Source organism: Tessaracoccus bendigoensis DSM 12906, assembly GCF_900141915.1.
Classification (GTDB): domain Bacteria; phylum Actinomycetota; class Actinomycetes; order Propionibacteriales; family Propionibacteriaceae; genus Arachnia; species Arachnia bendigoensis.
This window is the reverse complement of record NZ_FQZG01000124.1, coordinates 1-5314: the sequence shown is the minus strand read 5'-3', so window position 1 is coordinate 5314 and position 5314 is coordinate 1. Positions and strand designations below refer to the sequence as shown.

Annotated in this window: 2 protein-coding genes; one reads left to right on the top strand and one right to left on the bottom strand. The window is 67.3% G+C overall.

Annotation, left to right across the window (positions count from 1 at the left end):
* Positions 1-197: 197 nt before the first annotated feature.
* The gene (locus BUC15_RS18405) at positions 198-4541 is read right to left on the bottom strand and encodes a 2-hydroxyacyl-CoA dehydratase (RefSeq protein WP_073191482.1); all 4344 of its coding nucleotides are present in this window, start codon (positions 4539-4541) and stop codon (positions 198-200) included.
* Positions 4542-4613: 72 nt separating this feature from the next.
* On the opposite strand from BUC15_RS18405, the gene BUC15_RS18400 reads away from it, so the two are divergent.
* Positions 4614-5198: a TetR/AcrR family transcriptional regulator gene (locus tag BUC15_RS18400; RefSeq protein ID WP_073191479.1), complete on the top strand. Its 585-nt coding sequence runs from the start codon at positions 4614-4616 to the stop codon at positions 5196-5198.
* Positions 5199-5314 lie beyond the last annotated feature (116 nt).

Genomic DNA, 5314 nt, shown 5'->3' with positions numbered 1-5314 from the left:
CACCTACTTGAGCACTATCCCGGACTCGATCGACGACACGCCGCACTTGGGCGTCAATCCGGACAACGAACCCCGAATAGTGCTCAACGCCCCACCCAACCCGAGCGAAGCCCGACCCGAGCGAAGCCCAACCCGAGCGAAGCCCAACCCGAGCGAAGCCCAACCCGAGCGAAGCCCAACCCGCCCCGAGCCCAACCTCAGCCGGCGGCCTCATCCCAACCCTCCTCCGACCCACTATCGACGTGCAAGACCGACAACTCAGCCCCCTCACCCCCACCACCGTGCCGCTTGTGCGCCGTCGCGACCATCAACTTGATCCGGTTCAACTGGTTCGTCTCCGACGCACCCGGGTCGTAGTCGACCGCGACGATGTTGGCCTCCGGGAACCGACGGCGCAACTCCGCGAACATGCCCTTGCCGACCACGTGGTTCGGCAGGCAAGCGAACGGCTGCGCGCACACGATGTTCGGCGCGCCCGATTCGATCAACTCGACCATCTCCGCCGTCAACAGCCAACCCTCACCAGCCAACGTCCCCAGCGAGATGATCCCATCGGCCTTGGCAGCCAGGTCGTCCATCTTCGGCGGCAGGTCGAACTTGCCCCCGCAACGCCGCAACGCCTTCGCGACGGGCCGCTGGTACTGCTCGACCAGCCACACGGCCAGCCGCTTCATCGTCACCGACTTCTCGCCGATCCCCAGCGCGTCGGCCCGGAACCTGGACGAGTACATGCCCATCAGGAAGAACGGCAGCATGCCGGGCAGCACCGCCTCGCAGTCCTCCTCCTCGATCACGTCGACGACGTGGTTGTTCGCGTCGGGATGGAACTTGACGAGGATCTCGCCGACGATTCCGACGCGCGGCTTGCGCCCCTCGTCACGCAGCGGGAGTGCGTCGAACTCGCGGACGATCTGATCGACCAGACCGCGGTAGCCGATGTGGCGACCCAGCGTGACGCTGTGGCCCGAGTGCTGCAGGAACTCCTGGCAGATCGTGTCCCACCGGTCGTACAACTCGTTCGCCGCACCCGCGACCTGCTCGTACGGCCGCACCCGCAGCGTCAGGTTCTGCAGCAGGTCGCCGAGCACCAACGCCTGGATCGCTGGATGGATCATCGCAGGGCTCAGCTTGAAACCAGGGTTGTTCTCCAGCCCCTGCAGGCTCAGCGCGAGCACCGGCACCTGCGGGTAACCGGCCTCCTTCAACGCCTTACGCAGCAACGCGGCGTAATTCGTCGCACGGCACATGCCCCCGGTCTGCGTGATCCCCACCGTCGACTTGTCGGGGTCGGCCTCACCTGAGCGGATCTTGTTGACCAACTGCCCGACCACCATGATCGCCGGGAAGCAGGCGTCGTTGTTGACGTACTTCAGCCCGACCTCGACGTCCTCGGCGCTCGCATGCTCCAGCAGCTCGATGCGGTACCCGAGTTTGCGCAGCACCGGCATCAGCAACCGGAAGTGCATCGGCGCCATCTGCGGCGCATAGATGGTGTGCTGGTTCCTGGCCTCGATATCGAACACCGCCCGTTCGGGCTGCTCGGTTGCGACGACGACCTGGCTGCCCTCGCGCTCCGCCGCCGCGGCCTTCATGGAACGCAGCCGAATCGTCGCCGCGCCCAGGTTGGACACCTCGTCGATCTTCAGCAGCGTGTACATGTCGCCGGCGGCCTCGAGGATCTCCGCGACCTGGTCCGTCGTGATCGCATCCACCCCGCAGCCGAACGAGTTGAGCTGCACCAGATGCAGGTCCGGTTGATGCCCGACGATCGCGGCGGCCTCGTAGAGGCGCGAATGGTAGACCCACTGGTCCCGCACCCGCAGCGGCCTGGCCAGCTGAGGATCGGCGGGGTCGATCAGCGCGTCCTCGGTGAGCACCCCCATGCCGAGCCCGTTGATCACGCTCGGGATGCCGTGGTTGATTTCGGGGTCGACGTGGTACGGCCGCCCGGCCAACACGATGCCCTGCAACCCGCGTTCGCTGAGGTATTCGACGGCGCGGCGCCCCTCGGCGCGGATGTCGGCCTTGACCGCCGCGTCCTCCTCGAACCCGGCCGCGACGGCGCCCTTCGCCTCCGCGAGCGTCACGTCCCAGTCGGCGAACACCTCGACCAGACGTTCGGCGAGCTTGTCGGCGTCGTCAAGGTTGAGCATGGGCGCCAGGTATTTGACGCCGTCGACGTGCAGGTTGGCCATATTGCGTTCCAGCACCTGGGGGTAGAACGCGACGATGGGGCAGTTGAAGTTGTTATCTGCCTCTTTCAGTTCCTTGGATTCGTAGGGCACGCACGGGTAGAAGATCGTGTTGATGCCACGCGCGAGCAGACCCTCGATGTGGCCGTGCGCGAGCTTGGCCGGGTAGCAGGCGTTTTCGGCGGGGATCGACTCCATGCCCTGCTCGAACACCTCATGGTTGCTGCGCCCCGAGATGGTGACCCGGAAGCCGAGTTGGGTGAGGATCGTGAACCACAGCGGGAAGTTCTCGTACATGTTCAGCACCCTCGGGATGCCGATCTCGCCGCGGGTGGCCTTCTCGTGCGTGAGGCGCCGGTAGCCGAACAGGCGGCGGTACTTGTAGTCGTACAGGTTCGGCAGTTCCGACTTCTTCGGCACCCGCTCGGTGGACGCGCCGCGCTCGCACCGGTTCCCGGAGACGTGGCGCGAGCCGTCGCCGAACGTCGAGATGGTCAGCTGGCAGTGGTTCTGGCAGAGGCGGCACGTCTGCATCGCCGTTTCGACCGAGAACGCGTCGAGCTCGTCGAGGCTCAGCGCCGTCGAAGTCTCGCCTTCGACCCAGTGCCGCTGCGCCGTCAGCGCCGCCCCGAACGCGCCCATGTGCCCAGCCATCTCGGGTCTGGTCACCTGGACGCCGGTCTGCAACTCGAACGCCCGCAGGACGGCGTCGTTGAGGAAGGTGCCGCCCTGCACGACGACCTTGTCGCCCAATTGGCCGGCGTCGCGCAGCTTGATCACCTTGTAGAGCGCGTTTCGGACGACGGAATAGGACAGGCCCGCTGCGATGTCGGCGCCCGAGGCGCCTTCGCGTTGCGCCTGCTTGACCGAGGAGTTCATGAAGACGGTGCAACGGGTGCCGAGGTCGACGGGGGCCGACGACTTCAGCGCGTTGGCCGCGAACTCCCGCACGTCGAGGCCCATGCCCGCCGCGAACGTCTGCAGGAAAGAGCCGCAACCCGACGAGCAGGCCTCGTTGACGGCGATCGAGTCGACGGCGCCGCCGACGATCCGCAGGTACTTCATGTCCTGCCCGCCGATGTCGATGACGGCCGTGACGCCGGGGCAGATGCTGTCGGCGGCCCGGTAGTGGGCCATGGTCTCGATCTCGCCGTCGTCGAGCCGCAACGCCGCCTTGACCAGGCCCTCGCCGTAGCCGGTGACGCAGGCGCGGGCGAGGTGGGCCGACAGTGGCAGGTCGGTAAGCACCGTCCGCAGGATCGCGCGGGCGGCGGCGACCGGGTCGTTGCTGGACTGGTAGTGGCTGAACGCGACGCGGCCCTCATCGTCGAGGAGGATCGCCTTGACGGTGGTCGAGCCGGCGTCGATCCCGAGGAACATGGGCCCGTCGGCGTCGGCGAGGTCGATGCGCGGCGTCTGGTCGCTGTGGTGGCGGGCGTCGAACTCGGCCCGCTCCGTCGCGTCGGCGAACAGCGGCCTCATCCTGGCGCTGGCTAGGGGAATCATGACGGTGCGGCGGAGGCTGTCGACCAGGTCGGCGGGGCTGTGGGTGGTGGGCGCCCCGCTCCGGTTGGGCTGCGCGGCAAGGAGCGCGGCGCCGAGCGCGACGTAGAGGTGTGCGTCGTCGGGGGTGGTGAAGCTGGTCACCTGGCCGTCGAGCGTGCGCTGGTACGCGGCCCGGAGCTGGGGCAGGAAGTGCAGCGGGCCGCCGAGGAAGACGAGGTTGCCGCGGATCGGGTGCCCGCAGGCCAGCCCGGCGATGGTCTGGGTGGCGACGGCCTGGAAGACGCTGGCGGCCAGGTCGGTGTGTGCCGCGCCCTGGTTGAGGAGCGGCTGCAGGTCGGATTTCGCGAACACGCCGCAGCGTGACGCGATCGGGTAGAGGTGGGTGTGACGGGCGGCGAGGTCGTCGAGGCCCGCGGCGTCGGTGTGCAGGAGGGTGGCCATCTGGTCGATGAACGCGCCGGTGCCGCCCGCGCAGGTGCCGTTCATGCGCTGCTCGACGGTGGGGCGGAGATAGGTGATCTTGGCGTCCTCACCGCCGAGCTCGATGACGACGTCGGTGTCTGGGAGGAACCGCTCGATCGCGGCGGTCGAGGCGATGACCTCCTGCACGAAGCCAACCCGCATCAGGTCGGCGACCCCCAGGCCGGCCGACCCGGTGACGGCGCAGGTCATGCGGCGGCCAGGGAAGCCGTCGCGCACTTCGCTCAGGAGCTGTCGGAGCGCACCGCGGGCGTCCGCGTTGTGTCTCCGATACTCGCTGAAGGCGACCCGGTCGCCGTCCATGACCACGGCCTTGACCGTGGTTGATCCGATGTCCAGGCCAAGGGACAGCGTCGATGTCATGAAAGGGGTCTCCCGTCGATTTACTACGACCCATAGTAGTAAGCAAGTGCATGCTTGCAATAAGGTGGGGTGATGAATCCCGGCAGCCAGCCCGAAACGACGAGGGAGGCGATCCTCGTCGCCACGCTCGAACTGCTCGGCGCGCACGGGCTGCGGGGCACCACCACGCGGGCGATCGCCGACCTCGCAGGCGTCAACGAGGTGACGATCTTCCGGAAGTTCGGCACCAAACACGCCCTGGTGCGCGAAGCGATCTCGTCGAAACTAGCGGAGTTCGCCGTCGAGTCGGTCGCCTACACGGGAGACGTCGAGGCCGACCTGACCCGCCTGGTGACAGGCTACGAGGCGATGTTGGAGGAGTTCGGCCCGGTCGCCCGGTCGGTGCTCACCGAGGTGCCTTTCGACGACCGCACGGCCCCGGCGGTGGAGGCGCTGCGAGCCGTGGTACTCACCGTCTCGGACCTGCTCGTGAACTATCAGAAGGACGGCGTCATCCGGCCCGAGCCGATCTCGACGATGGTGCCCGCCCTGCTCGGACCCATCGTCATGCCTGTTGTGACCGGCTATGCGCTGATGCCACAGGACCAGGAGGCCTATCGGCTCGACGCGGAGACGCACGTGAAGCGGTTTTTGTACGGACGCGCGGTCGGTGGGTGATTCGAATCGGGCCCCTCTCAGAGACCCAGACACCCAGACACCCTCCGAAAATCGACCAGTGGCCGATTCTGATCCGTCAGCCCACGAAGATCGCCCACTGCCCCACCAATCCGATG